The 17,310-nt window shown below is 38.2% G+C and carries 13 protein-coding genes; 7 read left to right on the top strand and 6 right to left on the bottom strand.

From position 1 onward, the window contains the following. Positions 1–6: 6 nt before the first annotated feature. The 3 genes from FJR09_RS15620 to FJR09_RS15610 all read right to left on the bottom strand — a co-directional run bounded on the left by FJR09_RS15620 (position 7) and on the right by FJR09_RS15610 (position 2,379). Positions 7–267, bottom strand: coding sequence for a BrnA antitoxin family protein (locus tag FJR09_RS15620; protein WP_148761391.1), 261 nt, complete (start codon positions 265–267; stop codon positions 7–9). Continuing rightward, positions 251–523 (bottom strand): BrnT family toxin, encoded by a 273-nt coding sequence (locus tag FJR09_RS15615; RefSeq protein WP_168495787.1) that lies wholly within the window; start codon positions 521–523, stop codon positions 251–253. Before FJR09_RS15615 ends, FJR09_RS15620 begins: the two co-directional genes overlap by 17 nt. A gap of 197 nt (positions 524–720) precedes the next feature. After that, complete coding sequence (locus tag FJR09_RS15610; RefSeq protein WP_168653829.1) at positions 721–2,379, bottom strand: DUF3352 domain-containing protein; 1,659 nt, start codon at positions 2,377–2,379, stop codon at positions 721–723. 613 nt (positions 2,380–2,992) lie between these two features. Here FJR09_RS15610 and FJR09_RS15605 point away from each other — a divergent pair. Next, the gene (locus tag FJR09_RS15605; RefSeq protein WP_168653830.1) at positions 2,993–5,608 is read left to right on the top strand and encodes a M1 family metallopeptidase; all 2,616 of its coding nucleotides are present in this window, start codon (positions 2,993–2,995) and stop codon (positions 5,606–5,608) included. Between the two features lie 337 nt (positions 5,609–5,945). On the opposite strand, the gene mrdA is transcribed toward FJR09_RS15605, so the two are convergent. From mrdA to FJR09_RS25310, 3 genes are read right to left on the bottom strand one after another with little or no spacing between them, the layout of a single operon-like run. Continuing rightward, positions 5,946–7,724 (bottom strand): penicillin-binding protein 2, encoded by a 1,779-nt coding sequence (gene mrdA / locus FJR09_RS15600; RefSeq protein ID WP_168653831.1) that lies wholly within the window; start codon positions 7,722–7,724, stop codon positions 5,946–5,948. A gap of 26 nt (positions 7,725–7,750) precedes the next feature. Then, the gene (locus FJR09_RS25315; protein WP_148279019.1) at positions 7,751–7,948 is read right to left on the bottom strand and encodes a hypothetical protein; all 198 of its coding nucleotides are present in this window, start codon (positions 7,946–7,948) and stop codon (positions 7,751–7,753) included. Then, positions 7,893–8,081: a hypothetical protein gene (locus FJR09_RS25310; protein WP_254433126.1), complete on the bottom strand. Its 189-nt coding sequence runs from the start codon at positions 8,079–8,081 to the stop codon at positions 7,893–7,895. Before FJR09_RS25310 ends, FJR09_RS25315 begins: the two co-directional genes overlap by 56 nt. 18 nt (positions 8,082–8,099) lie before the next feature. On the opposite strand from FJR09_RS25310, the gene FJR09_RS15590 reads away from it, so the two are divergent. The 6 genes from FJR09_RS15590 (at position 8,100) to recN (ending at position 17,153) form a co-directional block, all read left to right on the top strand. Then, complete coding sequence (locus FJR09_RS15590; protein WP_168652896.1) at positions 8,100–9,236, top strand: ABC transporter ATP-binding protein; 1,137 nt, start codon at positions 8,100–8,102, stop codon at positions 9,234–9,236. After that, the gene (locus FJR09_RS15585) at positions 9,237–10,319 is read left to right on the top strand and encodes a spermidine/putrescine ABC transporter substrate-binding protein (protein WP_168652897.1); all 1,083 of its coding nucleotides are present in this window, start codon (positions 9,237–9,239) and stop codon (positions 10,317–10,319) included. A 159-nt stretch (positions 10,320–10,478) separates the two neighbouring features. Then, complete coding sequence (locus FJR09_RS15580; protein WP_041457620.1) at positions 10,479–11,360, top strand: ABC transporter permease; 882 nt, start codon at positions 10,479–10,481, stop codon at positions 11,358–11,360. Between the two features lie 60 nt (positions 11,361–11,420). Next, entirely contained in the window at positions 11,421–12,527 is a 1,107-nt protein-coding gene (locus FJR09_RS15575; RefSeq protein ID WP_015078618.1) for a Gfo/Idh/MocA family protein, read from the top strand. 591 nt (positions 12,528–13,118) lie between these two features. After that, positions 13,119–15,230 (top strand): WD40 repeat domain-containing protein, encoded by a 2,112-nt coding sequence (locus FJR09_RS15570; RefSeq protein WP_168652898.1) that lies wholly within the window; start codon positions 13,119–13,121, stop codon positions 15,228–15,230. Between the two features lie 192 nt (positions 15,231–15,422). Next, positions 15,423–17,153, top strand: a complete 1,731-nt coding sequence (gene recN, locus FJR09_RS15565) for a DNA repair protein RecN (protein WP_015078620.1) — start codon at positions 15,423–15,425, stop codon at positions 17,151–17,153. The last annotated feature ends 157 nt before the right edge of the window (positions 17,154–17,310 follow it).

Below are 17,310 nucleotides of genomic sequence, written 5' to 3'. Positions count from 1 at the left end.
ATAAACTTAACTAACAACAGTTACAGCCCGCAGTTCTTCTTGAAAGACTCGGCGTAGTGTATCTTCATCTAAGGGAGGTTTGGCTTGATCAAGATATTCTCGTAACGCTTGGTTCATCATTGTTTGATAACCTTTCCCTTCAGCGTCTCCTTTTTGTCTAAACGCTTCCAAAATATCATCATCAATATAGATGGTAATACGAGTTTTACCTTGTTGTGGGATAATCGCACCCCGTTTAGCTTGATCAAAATCATATTCCGGTTTCATATTCACGTCTCTCCTTAGGAGTAGCAGGACGGGCAGAAATTAAGCGAATGTTATCACCTCGATAGGTATAGACTACTACTAGCAACCGCCAAAGGTGATCCATCCCCATAATAATAAATCGTTGTTCACCTTGTGCTGATTGATCTTCAAAAGAAAGTGCATAAGGATCGAACAAGACGGCCTCAGCATCAGAAAAACTGACTCCGTGTTTTTGTAAATTGCTTTTAGCTTTTTCAGGATTCCATTCAACTTGCATACATATATTATATGTATTTGTGAGAATTATGTCTAAGGAATCGTAAAGTCTATTTTGACTAGAAATCTGATTCCAGTGAATAAGGTGCGTCAGAGAGAAGATATCTGTTTTTTACGAAATTATCGGGTCTGACGCACCCTACAAACTACTCTCTGTGCCTTGTGCGTCTGAAAGTGAAAAAAATTCAAAAAAGAATATTATTTCCCTTTACCAGATTTAAGAGATAACAGCATCTCCATTTGAGTCAGAGATTTACTAGGACTATTAACAGTCACACCAATACCACGAAGAGAATCGAGAATAGCAGTAGCGTCCGCAGGTAAAGGTTGACTTTGAGCGGATAAACGCTCAATTATGGTTTTGGTTTTTTCCATATCTAAATAGAAATAACCACCATTGGGTTTTTGTAAAGAACCTGTAACAGTTTTAAAAGTATCACTTTGATCAAGTGATGCACCTTTGCGATCTGCCAGTATTTCCGCAACGGGTCCACCAATAGCCAGAAATGCTGTATTATCATTGAGCCAACCATGTGCCACTAGAGCGCCTTGTTGGGGGATTTGCCATTCTGTGACATTTTTACCGCCAATGGTTCTTTGAGCGACATTCAGCCGTTGCTGTTTGGCAAAATTATCGAGTTTAGTGAAAGTGGCTTCAGCAGTTTTGCGATCGCTCGTATCTAATACTAGCGCACCTCCAAAACCGGTATTAGCTAATAAACCTTGATTAGATTGAATTGCACCTAAACCAAACTCTCCATTCATCCAGCCAAAAATATCTTTATCTAAATCAATTTGCAGACTTTTTAATTGAGTCCGCGCTTGTTGAATTCCTTGATTTAATTCGGGATAATCTTTAGATTGTTCCACAAAAGTTTGCCAACTTTTACTAATACCTTGTCCACTAGCTAAAGCCAAAGTTTCACTGGGGAATTGTCCCACAATTTTGGCGGGAGTAGTTTGATATTCAAATTTATTCAGTTGGGGATCTAAATTCACAATTGCTTTTAATCTTAATCCGCCATCATCTATGCCCACACCTGCTGTCAGTGATTTGACTTGCTTAATTTGCGCGAGGGTTTGTGGAGGTAATTGTTTAGATTGAGGATTGAAAGCAGTTAATTGTTTTACCATATTGGCATAATCAGGAACATAAATTTGCGCTAAACTGTTTTTAACATCCACACCTTTGCTAAGAATATCATTTGCCCCTTCTTTACTAGCAAAAGAAGGTTCGCCTTTATAGGTATCAATCGCTTTTTCTACAGATTGTTTATTGGATGTAAACAGCAAATGGTCATTATTCAAAACTGTTACATAAGTCGGTTGACCTTGACCAGTAGATTCGATAATTTTTTGACCTTTGTAGTCCGATTCCTGAATTTTGACGTTTTTTTGGTCTTTCAACTTATTGGCAAATTTCAAAGCAGCTATTTTATCTTTAATCCCTACCACTAACAAATAATTTGGGGCTTCGGAGGCGGGAAAGTTATTCTCGGATACTTTTTTTGCATCTGGTGGTAGTACCGCAATCATCACCCCACCAACCCAAGGTTTGATATCTGCTTCGTAAGAAATTTTATGATCATTCAACATTTGTTGGTTGAAACTCTGGAATTCTTTGGCCAGTAATTTCTGCGCTTCCGGTGTACCAAACTGCTGTAACTTATGCCAGGATTCAGGATTAGTGTCAATATAAGTTGCCATTAGAGCAGTTGCCGGTACTAATTTAGCACTACCTAAAGGACTAGAACTATCACCACCACCCTTTAGATACATATAAGCTGCTATGCCTCCTGCTATAATTACAGCAGTACCGATTATAGGGATTAAAAATGATGATTTCTTTTCAGACATTGATAAATGCTCCTTGTTGTTGTAAATTTTATTGCAGAATCTACGCAATGATCATTGGTAGACAGAGGATTTTATCTAATGGAGAACCCATGAAAAACAAGTATATTTTGGAGATTTTGTCAACTTAGTTGACATCAGTAAATATCGCATATTGAGTATAAAAGGGTGAAAACACCTGGCGGTTAGAGACAGTTTACAATCAAGTGGTGAAAAAACATAATTCCCAGAGATTTTGATGTTTAAATCCTTTTTTTATCCCTAATTTCCGCTAATTTTACGGTAATTACTGATATAATTAACGGTTTATGCTCACCAAAAAGTTGTAATTGGGTCTAAATAATACTCCATTATGGTTAAGGCTGAATCCGCAAATGATATCTTATTCCTGTGAAAACAATAGTCAATTTCTCATCTCCAAGTTATTCTAAAACTAATCTATATGGAAAATTAGTAGTATTTGTACTCAATAACAAATGATCACGGATCAAGATTCTCTTGAATCAAGGTAGGGAAGAGTTTGCTGATCAAAAAATGTCATACTACGCTACACTTCTTTACTTGTATGATTTACATCCCATTAAATCTTTTAGAATTAGAAGGCTAGAAATAATAAATGTTGCAGTTTTATTTTGATACCGAAAAAACCGGACACAACCGTTTTGAGTTACCAGGGGCAAAACCACACTATAACCCTGACCGACCTGGACAGGTAGAACATATTTTTCTGGATCTGAGTTTGGATATCCCTAACCAAAGTTGCTACGGAACTTGTAGTATTCGCCTATTACCAGTGCGGAATGGGATTGATAGATTGACTTTGGATGCGGTAAATCTGAAGATCACCGCTGTACAAGTAAACGCAGTTGAGCAAAAATTTGAATATGATGGCGAAAAACTTGGTATCTACCTGTCACAACCCACTGAAATTGGTCATCGCTTGTTAATTGCGATCGCCTACGCCGCCGAAAAACCCCAACGGGGCATTTACTTTATTCAACCAAACAAACACTACCCCCACAAACCGACCCAAGTCTGGACACAAGGAGAAGACGAAGATTCTCGCTACTGGTTTCCCTGTTTCGACTACCCTGGACAATTATCAACTTCAGAAATTCGCGTTCGTGTTCCCAATCCCTTAGTAGCTATCTCCAACGGTGAACTAATTGACACCGTAGAGGAGGCAAAATACAAAACCTACCATTGGTCACAACAACAAGTTCATCCTACCTACTTGATGACCTTAGCCGTTGGTGATTTTGCGGAAATTCGGGACGAGTGGCATGATAAACCCGTTACCTACTACGTCGAAAAGGGACGAGAAGCAGATGCTCAACGCAGCATGGGCAAAACTCCCCAAATGATTGAATTTCTCAGTGAAAAGTATGGTTATCCTTACGCTTTCCCCAAATATGCTCAAGTTTGCGTAGACGACTTTATTTTTGGAGGCATGGAAAATACTTCCACAACTCTATTAAGTGACCGATGTTTACTAGACGAACGAGCAATATTAGATAATCGTAATACCGAAAGTTTAGTTGTCCACGAACTTGCACACCAATGGTTTGGGGATTTGGTGGTAATTAAACATTGGTCCCATGCTTGGATTAAGGAAGGCATGGCTTCCTATTCAGAGGTAATGTGGACCCAACGGGAATATGGCGACCAAGAAGCCGCATATTATCGGTTAAAGGAAGCGTGGAGTTATTTAAGTGAAGATAGCAGTCGCTACCGCAGACCCATGGTAACTCATGTTTACCGGGAAGCAATTGAACTTTATGACCGCCACATTTATGAAAAAGGATCTTGTGTTTATCACATGATTCGGGCAGAATTGGGTGATGAATTATTTTGGCAAGCAGTCCAAACATTTGTTCAAGACAACGCCCACAACACTGTCGAAACTATAGACTTATTAAGAGCAATTGAAAAAGCCACAGGACGAAATTTGGCTTTCCTGTTTGATCAATATGTCTATCGTGGTGGTCATCCTGATTTTAAAGTAGCTTATGCCTGGGATGGTGACGCAAATTTAGCGAAGGTGACAGTCACCCAAACCCAAGCCAAAGCCGATAGTAAGGATTTATTTAATCTCAGGATTCCCATTGGTTTTGGATATAAAGAAAATCCCCAACTCACAACTTTTACAGTTCGGGTACATGAAAAAGAACAAAGTTTTTACTTTCCACTAACACAAAAGCCTGATTTTATTAGCTTTGATGTGGGCAATAATTACTTAAAAACAGTCAAGTTAGAATTTCCAATTTCCGAATTAAAAGCCCAATTAGAATTTGATCCTCATCCCATTTCTCGCATTTATGCTGCGGAAGCTTTAGCGAAAAAAGGCGGATTAGAAGCGACTTTAGCCCTATCCTCAGCTTTGAAAAATGAGCCTTTTTGGGGTGTGCGGATCGAAGTTGCTAAGGAATTGGCAGAAATTCAATTAGATCAAGCTTTTGATGGTTTAGTAGCTGGATTAGATGATCCTAGTCCCTTTGTGCGGCGGGCTGTGATTAGTTCTTTAGCGCGAATTAAAACTCATGATAGCTATAAAGCTGTAAAGAGTGTTGTCCAACATGGGGATGCCAGCTACTATGTAGAAGCTGCGGCTTGTCGGACTATTGCGGCTATAGCAGCGGCACATTTGGAAGATAAACCCCATGAAGACAAGGTAATCAAGTTACTCAAATCTGTTTTAGAAGAACGGGCTGGTTGGAATGAAGTTGTCCGCAGTGGGGCTGTGGCTGGTTTAGCTGAATTCAAATCCTCAGAAGCAGCTTTAAGTTTATTACTGGAATACACGAAAGCTGGGATACCGCAACCATTACGTCTCGGTGCAATTCGCGCTGTTGGCAAAATTTCCACTGGTCAAACTCCCGCTAATATTGAACGAATTTTAGACCGATTAGCGGAAATTGCTAGAGAGACTTTCTTTTTAACTCAGGTAGCGGTTTTAACAGCCTTGGGACAAATGGAAACTCCCAAAGCCATTGGTATTTTGCAATCTTTAGCCAATCAAACCGCAGATGGCCGTGTTCGTCGCTATGCTGAAGAGGAAGTGAGTAAAGTGCAAAAGAATATTGGCACAGACAAAACCCTGAAGCAATTACGTGAGGAACTTGATCAAATTAAACAGCAAAATCAGGAATTGAAAAGCCGGCTGGAAAATTTGGAAGCGAAATCAAATTCAGAGGCAACGGGGAACGGGGAACAGGGAACGGGAAACAGATAAGAGGTTTTGAGCAACTTTACTTTTCGTTACATATTACTTTTCGAGAAGCCGCTCCGCGTCTACGGTTTTTTCCGTTCACCTACTTAGTCTGTCAAATTTATTTTGACGGGTTTTTGGTAGTGCGGGCATTTTGCCCGCTAATCATCAAGGACACCTAAAAACTTTTTGGATTTTTAGGTGTCAATTCCGGGGTTTTCAGCCTATTTTCTGATAACTCTACTTTAGGTAGTAGCAATATTTTTTAAGGTCGAGTAGTCTTAAATTTATTAATGCCTGAAAAACGTATATGTACCCTGGAGATAATTTCAGGGTATTTTTTTGTGTTTTTAACAATCACCTATTTTCGAGCAAAATGTTTTTCCATTATTTCTAAAATCATGGGTGCTGCAACACTACCACCACCACCACCGGAATGTTCCGCAAAGGCCACCACTAAAATTTCTGGCTTATCCGCAGGTGCATAAGCCCCAAACCAAGCGTGATTTTCTTTAACTCCTTTCTTCCAAGCTTCAGCCGTCCCACTCTTACCGGCTACCGGGGGAAGAGAGGGGACATTTAAGACCTTACCTGTACCTTCACTAACCACCTTTCGTAATCCCTCCCGCAAAATTTTGACAGTTGTGGGCTTGAGATTTAATGATTCTCTCCAACTTCTAGCTTCTTCATTATCTTTCAACACATGGGGTTGGACGCGATAACCATCATTAGCCGGGACAGCAAACATGACTGCGACTTGTAAAGGTGTAGCTTGTAAAGCACCTTGGCCAATGGACATATTCACAGTGTCACCGACACTCCAAGGTATCTTCCATGTTTTCTGTTTCCAATTTTCATCGGGAACTAAACCCTTGGACTCTTCTGTAGTAAATTCAAAGCCGGTTTTTTGACCAAATCCATATTTACGAGTCCATTCGATCAATGTTGGTCCACCGACTCGCTTACCAATTTGATAAAAGAAGGTATCGCTACTCCACTGCATCGCTCCTACAAAACCCAATGGTCCAAAACCAGCATGATTCCATTCACCAAAGGTAGTCCCACCAATAGTTAAAGAACCGTAGGTTTGTAATACCGTATCAGGAGAAAATTTACCTGATTCTAGTGCAGCGGTTGTGGTGACGATTTTAAAGGTACTGGCTGGAGGAAAGACACTAATGGCACGATTGACTAAAGGATGTTCAGAACCTTGGACAGTTTCCCAATCTTTTTGAGAAAGTTTTTGTTTAGAAAAGATATTGGGGTCAAAGGTGGGATGAGATACCATGGCTAAGATAGCCCCATTTTTAGGGTCAATGGCGACTATTGCGCCATTGCGTTTACCTAAAGCTTTTTCTGCTGCCATTTGTATATCTAAATCTATGGTCAAGTGCAGATCATTACCAGCTTTCGCTTGTTTGCTCCCCAATATTCGTAGAGGTATACCGCTACCATCTACTTCTATTTGCTGCCCTCCCCATTCACCTCTTAACAATTTTTCATACGCTTTTTCTACTCCCATTTGACCCATGACATCTCCTAATCTGTAGCCTTCAGCTTTCTTTTTTTCCAACTGTTTAGCGGTAACTTCACGGGTGTAGCCAAGTATATGAGCCAACTCTTGACCATGAGGATAATAACGCACCGCTTCAGTATTTATTTCTACTCCTGGTAGTTCATTTTCATACTCTTTTAAGGCTGTTACCTGTGCTTCGTTTAAATTGCGAGCGATGCGAATTAGTGAAGAATGATTAACAGCAGATTGTTCAAGTGTTTTCTCGATCTCTTCTGGGGAGGTGTCAAGAATTTTGGCTAGACGTGGACCAACTACCGGCCAGGAGGGTTTGGTATGTGCCATTGGCCACAAATATACAGATCGGGGATAACGGGTGCTGGCTAATAATTTACCATTTCGGTCAAAAATATTACCTCTTTCTGGTTGTTTGGAAATAATCCGAATCCGATTAGATTCTGCGCGGATGCGGTGGTTTTTTCCTTCGATAATTTGTAAATATATTAATCTAGCGCCGATACCAGATAACATTAATAATGTGAATAAAATTACAAATGTGGATTGGACACCACGTCCAACTGTGCGTGTATTTTTTTTTATACTAAATAATGATGATAAGATAGCCATAGGAATTGGGGACTGGGGACTAGGGACTAGGGACAACGAACAACTGACAACTGTACGGGCGAAGCATTTGGAGAACTATTTTTGGCAATGACCGATAATTTATCTTCCAAATGCTTTGCCTGTACGGGCGAAGCATTTGGAGAACTGTTTTTGGCAATGACCGATAATTTATCTTCCAAATGCTTCGCCCCTACTGACAACTGACAACTGTACGGGCGAAGCATTTGGAGAACTATTTTTGGCAATGACCGATAATTTATCTTCCAAATGCTTCGGCTGTACGGGCGAAGCATTTGGAGAACTATTTTTGGCAATGACCGATAATTTATCTTCCAAATGCTTCGCCCCTACTGACAACTGACAACTGACAAGATTATGGCTCAAACTGCGATACAGAATCAAAGAGGTTCAAAAACATTACAGCTACTTGATGTTGAATTGCGTAACGTATTTAAGTTTTTCAACCAAGAACCCGCAGTCCACGGAGTGGATTTGGATGTTAGGCAGGGAGAGTTCTTTAGTATTTTAGGTCCATCTGGTTGTGGAAAAACAACGACACTCCGCTTAATTGCTGGATTTGAAAGGGTGGATGCTGGTAAGTTACTCATTCAAGGTCAGTTAATGACTGATGTTCCTCCTTATCTGCGACCTGTGAATACTGTATTTCAAAGTTATGCTTTATTTAATCACTTGAATGTGTGGGAAAACATTGCTTTTGGATTGCGATTAAAAAAAATATCCAAATCGGAAATTGCTAGTCGCGTTACAGATGCTTTGAAACTAGTAAAAATGGAAAGTTTGCGATCGCGTGTTCCCAGTCAACTCTCCGGTGGTCAACAACAGCGGGTAGCCTTAGCAAGGGCTTTGGTTAATCGTCCCGCAGTCATTCTCCTCGATGAACCTTTGGGAGCATTAGACTTAAAACTTCGCAAGGAGATGCAGGTTGAGTTATCTAATCTTCACAAGGATTTAGGGTTAACTTTTGTGATGGTGACACATGATCAGGAAGAAGCACTATGCTTATCTGATCGCATTGCGGTGATGAATCAAGGCAAAATAGAACAAATTGGTACTCCTAGCCAAATTTACGAAAGTCCGCAAACACCTTTTGTGGCTGACTTTATTGGTGATACTAATCTATTTAGCGGTGAAATTGTGGAAGTAGATGCAGAATCTGTGACAATTTCTACTAAAACCGGATTAACCATAATTGTTGGTCGTAATGAACAAACTCCTCTAAAAATAGCTCAAAGTGTTGTTGTTAGTGTGCGTCCTGAAAAAATTCAACTTTCCCTTTATCAACCTAATATACCCACAAATTGTTTCGAGGGACGGCTAATTAATGTCATGTATTTAGGAACTCATGTTAATTATGTTGTGGAATTAATCAATGGTGTGAACCTCAATGTTTTACAACCCAATACTTATGGTAGCTTACCAGATAGAAATACACCCATTTATGCTTGGTGGGAAAAATTTGACTGTTTAGCTATTAGTCAAGATGTAAATTAGATGACTAACAGACGGAATTTTCTCAAAAAGATGGCGGCATTTTCTACCTTATCTTTAGGTAGTTGTGGTTGGCGACTAGCTAATGTGGGGTCAAACTATATTAGCTCTAATCAAAGTGACAAACTATATATTTATACCTGGACTCAATATACAGATAAAGAATTAATAACTACCTTCACGACCCAAACAGGTGTGAAAGTAATAGCAGATGTATATGAATCCAATGATGTGATGTTGGCTAAGTTGCAAGCTGGAGGTGGTGGTACTTATAGCATCATTTACCCATCTGACTATATGGTACAAAAGATGGCGGAAAAAGGGTTATTAATAGAAATAGATCATAGCCGTTTAATTGGCTTAGATAATTTATTTCCCCAGTTTAATAATCCTACTTATGACCCAAATAATGGTTATAGTATTCCTTTTAATTGGGGAACAACGGGTTTATTATATAATTCAGAAGAACTGGTAAATGCCCCAGAAGATTGGGAGTATCTTTGGCAAAATCAAGATCAACTAAATAAACGATTTACCTTACTCAATGATGTGCGAGAGGTAATGGGTGCAACATTACGGATGTTGGGCTATTCCTATAATTCCCAAAATGAAAATGAGGTTAAACAAGCATATCAGAAATTGCAGATATTAAAACCTGCTATTGCGGCTTTTGATACAGATGCTTGGCAAAATAAAATTCTGGCGGGAGATTTAGCGGTCGCTATGTGTTATTCTGCTGATGCCGTCAAAATTTGCAAGGAAAATCCCAAACTCAAATTTGTAATTCCTCGTAGTGGTTCTTCATTATGGACTGATACTATTGTCATTCCCAAATCTAATCCTAATATAGCTGGTGCTTATGCCTGGATTAATTTAATTTTGCAACCAGAAGTAGCAGCAAAAATTTCTGAAAGATTATATATTTCTACTCCTAATCGGGCAGGATTTGAACAGTTACCAAAAGCAATTCAAGAGAATACTAATTTATTTCCTCCTCAATCACTTTTAGCAAAATGTGAACGTCTGACACCTTTAGGAAAATTTGAAGAGATTTATGAACGTTATTGGACTCAATTACTAACTTAAGGAGTCAGGAGTCAGGAGTCAGGAGTCAGGAGAAAGAAGAAAGAAAGAAGGAGGAAAGGAGGAAAGAAAGAAGGAGGAAAATATTTTGTCCTATGGCTTTTACCGTAAATATTAATATCTCATTCAAGTGCATACCGCTATACAATCACTAATTTGCAAATGGAATCTTCTAGCGACCTGAACAAAATAGAGAAATTACAACCTGCTGGGAAAAATTGGTTATCTCCTTTGGGCTTACTAGCACCATCTGGTATTTGGTTATTAATGTTGCTAGTTTTGCCAACATTAATAATTTTTGAGTTAAGTTTAGTCCCGGATATTCGACCAGGAGATTTAGTAAATCCCAGCGGTTTAGGTAACTATCTTCGCATTTTTGAACCGATTTATTTAAAGGTGATATTCAACTCACTTCTTTTGGCATTTGGTACTACTATTATTACTTTAATTTTAGGTTTTCCCGTTGCTTATTGGATTGCTTTAATAGCACCGAAGCGGTGGCAAACTTTATTAGTATTAGCTTTTGTTTTACCTTTATGGACTTCTTCTTTATTGCGTTCTTACGCATGGATTACAATTTTACGTCCCACTGGATTATTAAATAGTATATTAGCCAGTTTTGGTTTACCCGCTATCAATATTTTGAACAGTAACTTAGCGGTATTAATTGGCATGAGTTACAGCCTGTTACCCTACATGGTATTAATTTTATATGCTTCCTTAGAAAAGTTAGATAAACAATTGTTAGAAGCTGCTGCTGATTTGGGTGCAAATCCCATGCAAACCTTTTGGAAAGTGACTGTACCTCAAGTTTTACCAGGAATTGCGGCTGGTTCGCTACTAGTTTTTATTACTGGGTTAGGAGATTTTATAGACCCAGAATTACTGGGTGGTACTTCGAGTATGACTGCTGCGCGGTTAGTTTATAATCAGTTTCTAGGTGCTAGTCAAAATTGGGGGTTTGGTTCAGCATTGAGTATGGTATTGATTTTGATGGTGAGTATTGCAATTGCTTTCGTGATTAAATTTGATCAAACTAAATAATTGATTTTCTATCTTCACAAAGGTACAATTATTTTTAAGTAAACTTAGCAAAGACTAAACATGATTGGGGTAGCAGTTATTGGCACGGGATTTGGTCAAAAAGTCCATATTCCCGCATTTCAAGCACATCATAATACTAAGATTGTCGCTGTTTATCATCGAGATGTCAATAAAGCAAAAACTATTGCAGAAACTCATAATATCCCTTATGCAAGCGATAATTTAGCCGAAATTCTAGCTTTACCGACAGTTGAAGCTGTCAGCATTTCCACACCGCCATTTTTACACTATGAAATGGCTAAACAGGTTTTGCAAGCTGGTAAACATCTTTTGTTAGAAAAACCTATAACTTTAAATGTCAATGAATCTCAAGAATTATATCAATTAGCCAAAAATCAAGGTGTAATTGCCACTGTAGATTTTGAATTTCGCTTTGTTCCAGAATGGCAATTTTTTGCTCAACTTCTTGCTGAAAATTATGTGGGGAATATCCGATTAATTAAAATTGATTGGTTGGGTTCTTCTCGCGCTGATACTTCTCGTCCTTGGAATTGGTATTCTACTCAAGAAAAAGGTGGTGGTGCTTTAGGTTCTTTAGGTTCTCATGCTTTTGATTATATTAATTGGTTATTTGGTCCAGTTCACAAATTAAACGCTCATTTAATTACTGCTATTTCGGAAAGAGTTAATCCAGTAACTGGAGAATTACAAGCAGTTGATACTGATGATACTTGTTTATTATCTCTAGAATTGGCAAATGGTACACCTTGCCAAGTTGCTATTAGTGCGGTTGTTCATGCAGCTAGAACTCATTGGATAGAAGTTTATGGTGATAAGGGAACATTAGTTTTAGGTAGCAAGAATCAAAAAGACTATATTCATGGTTTTCGGGTTTGGGGTTCTCAACCGGGAGAATCTTTAACAGAAATAGCAATTCCCCAACAATTTCTCTTTCCTCAACATTATCATGATGGGCGAATTTGTGCTTTTCTTCGTGTTGTTGATGAATGGGTAAAAGGAATTACTAATCATCAAGAAATTACACCTTCTTTAAAAGAAGGGGTTTATTCGCAATTGTTAATGGATTTATCCCATGAATCTCATGAAACAGGAAGTTGGGTAAATGTGCCAAGTTTGGAAGAGTTGGTTCTACCGCTCCCCTTGTGATTAAATATCCCTTTTATATGTCCAGAACCATTGATGTATATAGGTTTTATCCAAATTAATAGCGATTCCTAGGTCGCGCTAGTAGTTCGTCAAATTTATTTTGACGAATGATCGGAAAAAACTTCTGTTTTTCCCTCCTCTTCTCCCCCTGCTTGCCTTTACCCGTCATTTTTGGATTGACAGACTACTAGTTCCCTCTTAATGAGAACTTGGTCTTATGTCTTAGTGTAACTGATACATTATAATACTAATGCTACCTTAATAAAACCCACCTTCCGCTTGTTCCTGATAATGGATTTTAATACCATTTTTGGTAATTCATAGCGGCTCTTGTGTCTTTTCTCTACTTAGAATCTCATGTAATCAATAAGCTAAGGATTTTACTAGGGTATTGACATCTGGAAATTTTATGCTATTGTCAAGATATACAATCTGGAAGTTTTCATATCTAAAAATTAGCGTTGCGGAAGGAAAGAATTTTTTGCACGCAGAGACGCAGAGGCGCAAAGAGTATAAAGTTTTATTTGCTGAATTTTATTGACTATGTTTTGTGATATAGTAATCACGACTTGACAAGTAATACCAGTTAACATGAATAATCGTCAGTTGCTAGAAGTTAGCGAGTATGTATGTTTGGGGTTATCAGTATTGGGAACAATAGTAGCGACAGTGACGCAACAGGTGGTTTATGCAGTTATTCCCCTGAGTTTAAGTGTAGCTTTAAATTTAGTCAATCGTCCTAAGTTTAATTATTCCCAATCACAATCACAAATAGACCAATTACAGACAGGTTTGCAAAATATTACTGAAGAATTTCACCAAGTAGAAAAAACCATGAATACCTCTAATCAACGTTTGGAACAAATCGAAGCTTGGAGACAACAACTCAGCCAAATTATTGACCAAACAATTGAGATGGCAATTAATGAACGTTTGGGAAAACTTGAAGTTTACAAACAGGAAATTAGTCAAATTGTTGACCAGAAAATTCAAATATCAATGCAAAAATTAAGTACAGAATTTAATGCAGTTCATCAACAAATGCAAGTTATCAATAATCGGGTACAGCAATTAGATATTTCTTTAGAAAGTTTAGGTTCTACTGTTGATAAAGATGAATATTTGAGAAATATTGCAGAATTGCAAACTGAATTATCACAAATTAATCAACAGCTACAAGTCTTTAGTTCTCGATTTGCAGAAATTGAAACTTCTATCAGAAATGGTAATGAAAGCAGTCAACAGCAATTAGCAGAATTACGGGATAATCAAGAAAATCAAAGTCAGGAATTTACTCAGATTCATCAACAAATCGAAGTTGTTAATTCTCGATTTGCAGAAATTGATAATTCAACACAAAAATTACATCAGACAATTTTAGAACAAAGACAAGCGATAGGTGAAATTAAAGAAAAGCAAGAAAGTGAAAGTTGTAAAAATAATGATATCCTTGATTCTATTAACCAACGGTTGACAGATGGATTAACAGAATTAGATAGTTTATTCACAGCTTTGGTACAACCGTTACAGGTAGAAAATAAATCAAATTCCCAAACAAATCCAATACCAGAAACAGCAAGTCAAGAAAAAGCAGAAATTTCCACAACTAATAACTTAAATTCTATTAGCAATTCTATTAACAAATCGTTGAAAACATTAGATGTATTAACGGAATTAAATCCTTGGTTTAACCCGTCACAGTTAGCAAATGAATCAAGTATAAAAGAATCAGATAATTATCAAGAAACACTAGAAGTAATTCCTACCACATCTATAACAGATGACAAAACAGGAAAATTAGTATTTTTCAGTAATCTCAAAGGACATAAACATAAAGTTCTCTCTGTCGCTTTTAGTCCTGATGGTAGATTTTTAGCAAGTGGAAGTGATGATACAATAATTAAATTGTGGGATTTAGCAACTCAGCAACATCGCACCTTTGCAGGACATGGGGAATATTCTTGGTCTAGAGGGATTAATTCCCTAGGTTTTAGTCCAGATGGTAAATTTTTAGTAAGTGGCAGTGATGATAAAACTATTAAATTGTGGGATGTAAATCTAGGAATAGAAATTTTCACTTTTACAGGACACGCAGAAAGAGTTAATGCTGTCGCATTTAGTCCCTGGGGAAAAATTTTAGCAAGTGGAAGTAAAGACAAAACAGTTAAACTGTGGTCATTAGAAACAGGAAAAGAAGTTTACTCTTTCAAAAGTCATACCGATGATGTTTTATCTGTAACTTTTAGTCCCGACGGTAAACTATTAGCTAGTAGTGCAGGTGGTAATGATAAAACTATCAAGATTTTACAATTAGCTGAAAATAAAGTGAAAACATTAACAGGACATTCTGATTGGTTTGGAGGGATTACTTCTCTAGCATTTAGTCCCGACGGAAAAACTTTAATTAGTGGTAGTCAAGACAAAACTATTAAACTTTGGAATCTAGAAACTAGTCAAGAAATTAAAACCTTATCAGGACATTCTGATCATATTTGTTCCGTTGCATATAGTCCCAATGGACAAATTTTAGCGAGCGCTAGTAAAGATAAAACAGTGAAATTATGGTCAGTCGCTAGTGGAGAAGAAATTTCCAGCGTAAAATGTACCGATTCTGTAATTTACTCAATTGCTTTTAGTCCAGATGGTAAAATATTAGCGGCTGGGAGTGGAGATACAACCATTACTATGTTTCCCATAGCCTAAGTTTGATTCTACAGGTAGGGTAAAGCCTGAACTAAACCCTTACACCTCTAAGTTTTGAGCGTTGCTGATAGCCATATTGAAGTAAAAAAAAGGAAAATTAAAAATCTTCACCTTTGCGCCTTTGCTTCTTTGTGCCTTTGCGCGAAACATAATTTGAAACCGGGTAAATCTGCAATAGTAAGGATTATTTAAATGCTGCTATATTTAAGAATTGAAAATTTCGCCTTAATTGATCATTTGGAATTGGATTTTGGTGCGGGTTTGAATGTGTTGACGGGAGAAACCGGCGCAGGAAAATCAATTATATTAGATGCTATTGATGCGGTTTTAGGTGGTAAAGTCTCTAGTCGGGTGATTAGAACTGGCACAAATCGCGCTATAGTGGAGGCGACTTTTAGCGTTACTCCGCCCCTAGCAGCTTGGTTGAGTGAACAAGAAATTGATTTAACCGATGATCATGCTGTGATCATTAGTCGAGAAATTGCCACTACTACCAGTAATATCCGCAGTCGGTCACGGGTGAATGGGGTACTGGTGAATCGCCCCTTAATGGCAGGATTACGGGATAACTTGGTAGAAATTACGGCACAAGGGCAAACGGTACAAGTGGGACAATCTGCCCAAGTTCGAGATTGGTTAGATTTATATGGTGGTGATGCTTTGTTGCACAAACGCCAAAATGTCGCTGCTGCTTTCATTGTATATCAACAAGCCCGGCAAGCGCTGGAAAAACGCCGGACATCGGAACGGGAACGGCTGCAACAATTGGATTTATTAACATATCAAGTCCAAGAATTGGGCGCTGCTAATCTTGATGATGCCCAGGAAATGGAACAATTAAATCAAGAACGGGAACGCCTGAATCATGTTGTGGATTTACAACAAATGAGTTACAAAGTTTATCAGGCTTTGTATCAAGATGATCAGGAAACTCGGACTGCTGCTGATTTATTAGCCGATGGAGAGATGACATTAACTCACATGGTGGAGTATGATTCTCAATTACAATCTTTGTTGGAATTGGTGCGAGATGCCGTTGCAGCGGTAATGGAAGTGGGGAGACAAATTAGTATTTATGGAGAAGGGTTAGAAGCAGATCCGCAACGGTTGGAAGAGGTGGATGAACGGATACGGGAATTAAAACAAATCTGTCGCAAATATGGACCGACTCTGACGGAAGCTATTTCTTATTATGAACGTATTCAAACTGAATTAGCTGAATTAAATAATAGTGAACAATCTATCGAAACTTTAGAACAACAAGAACAATTATCTTTACAAGAACTCCAACAAATTAGTCACCAATTAAGCCAATTACGGCGGCAAACTGCGGCTAATTTAGAATCTCGGTTATTAGCTGAACTCAAGCCGTTAGCGATGGATAAGGTGAAATTCAAAGTAGAAATTGTCCCCATTTCTCCCGCAGCTACAGGTGCAGATAAAATTACTTTTATGTTTAGTCCTAACCCCGGTGAACCTATTCAACCATTAACAGAAATTGCTTCTGGTGGAGAAATGAGCCGTTTTTTACTAGCTTTAAAAGCTTGTTTCCATCAAGGAAATGAAGTGGGAACAATGATATTTGATGAAATTGATGTGGGAGTTTCTGGTAGAGTTGCCCAAGCTATAGCGGAAAAATTGCACCAACTTAGTCAAGGACATCAAGTATTATGTGTAACTCATCAGCCTCTAGTTGCCGCAATGGCAGATCGTCATTTTCGCGTTGATAAATTAGTTATTAATAAAGCCAGAAATAGTAATGATGAACAGCGGACTGTGGTGAGGGTGACAAGTTTGGATAATTTAACTACTCGTCGGGAAGAATTAGCTCAGTTAGCTGGTGGTAAATCGGCAAATGAGGCAATTTCTTTTGCTGAATCTTTATTATTACAAGCTGCTAATCATCGGGAAAGGGGAAAATAGATGGTGAAATTGTCTGATAGCCTAGCGTGGTGCAAGCCGGATCAGGATGTCCAGGATTTTAGCAACTTTGTCAAATTTAATCAATAGCCAAAAGCGATCGCACTTCGCACAATACGGAGAGCGATCGCCATTAAGTTTACAACAACAAAATACTCAA

Origin of the sequence: Dolichospermum sp. UHCC 0406, from assembly GCF_009712025.1 — a bacterium.
GTDB lineage: Bacteria > Cyanobacteriota > Cyanobacteriia > Cyanobacteriales > Nostocaceae > Dolichospermum > Dolichospermum lemmermannii.
This window is presented reverse-complemented; position numbering and strand designations above follow the sequence as displayed.